A 1,718-nucleotide genomic window follows, 5' to 3' on the forward strand; every position below is an offset into this window, starting at 1 on the left:
GGGCGGCGGTCCGGTAGGCGGGGGCGAGGAACTCGCGGACCGCGAAGGCCGCCAGCACGACCACGGCGAACCAGAACACCACCATCGCCGTCGGGTGGTCCCAGAAGGCGAACAGCACGGCGGCGACGACCAGGATCGCCACGCCCGTCCAGCGCTTGTAGCGGCGGACGAAGCGCTCCGCCGGCCCGGCCCGGAAACCCGCCGAGTCGGCCGCCGAGCGCAGCGCCGCCACCCCGTGCCCGGCCACCGAACGGACCGTGACGGCGGCCCGCGAGGGGCCGATGAGGATCGCACCGAGCGCCACGACCAGGGCCAGGAAGCCGACCACCCGCACCGAGGTGCGCAGATAGGTCACCAGCGCGTCGTAGACGGCGCCGGCCGCGGCGGGCGAGGCGTCGGTGGGCAGGTGGTCCAGGAAGTAGGAGCGGAACACCGTCAGGGTGAGGCCGAGCAGCAGCATCGCCGCCGCGATGCCGAGGGCGGCGCCGGCCAGCGCGCGGCGGCGGTTGAAGGCCGTGAACACCGCGCCGGCCGCGACCAGGACCGTGATCACCGGCATCCACCAGCCGAGGATCTCCAGCAGCCGGAAGCCGCCGCGGATCTTGGCGAGGTCGGGCGAGGAGAACACCACGAACTCGGTGTGCACCTCCGGGATCTTGGCGGCGGGCGCGAACCCGGCCTGGACCAGGGCGGTCTTCACCCGGTCCACCATCGGCCCGATGTCGATCACGACCTCGTCGTTCTTCAGCACCACCGCGCCGCCGCCCTTGCCGGTGAGGGCCTTGACCATGGTGGCGTGCCCGGCCCGTACCGCCTCTTCCCAGACGGTGGCGAAGGCGTCGCTGGTGACCACCCGGTCGGCGGCGGAGTGCACGAGGTTGGTCAGCGCCCCCTCCAGCGGGCCGGTCAGGCCGCCCAGCAGCTGGGCCAGCCGGGGCGGCACGCCCTGCTCGGCGGCGGCCTGGGACAGGTCGTTCACCAGGGACTTGACGTCGACCTGCTCCGTCGCGGCGTCGGTGATCCGGTTGGCCAGGGCACTCTGGACGTCGGGGTTGTGGGCCAGGGGCGCCATGGTGGCGACGAACCGGTCGGTGTCGGTGATCTCGTCGTGGGCCCAGACCGAGATGACCGCGAGCAGCGACAGCACGGACGCGACCACCACCAGGACCACCGAGCCGGTGGTGCGCAGCCGGTGGTGCTGCTTCTTGCTCCGGGCGTCCGCCTCCAGCTCGGCGACCCGGCGGTGCAGCGCGTCCAGTTCGACGCTGTCCGGACGGCCGGGCTGCGCGGGTCCGGGCGGACGGCCGGGCTGCTCGGGCCCGGGCTCGGTCGGTGGCATGGGCGCGGCTCCTCGTCCTGGGCGGCCCGGGGTCGGGGGGAGCCCCGGGCGGACCGGTGGCGCCGGGAGGCGCGAACACCGGTGCACCCAGCCAAGGGCCCCGCGCGGCAGTCGGCGAGCAGGGCTGACCCAGCGGGGTGACCGGGACCGGTCCGGGTCCGCCGCCCCGGTCACCCCGCAGCACGCTGCCCCGGCACCTCGGCACCCCGCCGCCCGATCGACGCGCCACCCCGTCGCGTCGTCACCCCGAACAGGTGAGCCGGGGGCCGGGGGCGGCGGGTTAGCGTCGCTGCGGGTCGGTGTCCGGGCGGCGCCCGGACCGGCCCCCGACCGGCGCACCCGACCGGCCGGACCGCACCCCCTACGCCCGGAGGAGCCG

The 1,718-nt window shown here is 75.7% G+C and carries 1 protein-coding gene; it reads right to left on the reverse strand.

From position 1 onward, the window contains the following. Positions 1-1,339 (reverse strand): membrane protein (locus VR45_RS18590; RefSeq protein WP_045940916.1); only part of this gene is annotated, 1,339 nt, incomplete at its 3' end. Between the last annotated feature and the right edge of the window lie 379 nt (positions 1,340-1,718).

The organism is Streptomyces sp. NRRL S-495 (assembly GCF_000966955.1).
In the GTDB taxonomy this organism is placed as follows: domain Bacteria; phylum Actinomycetota; class Actinomycetes; order Streptomycetales; family Streptomycetaceae; genus Kitasatospora; species Kitasatospora purpeofusca.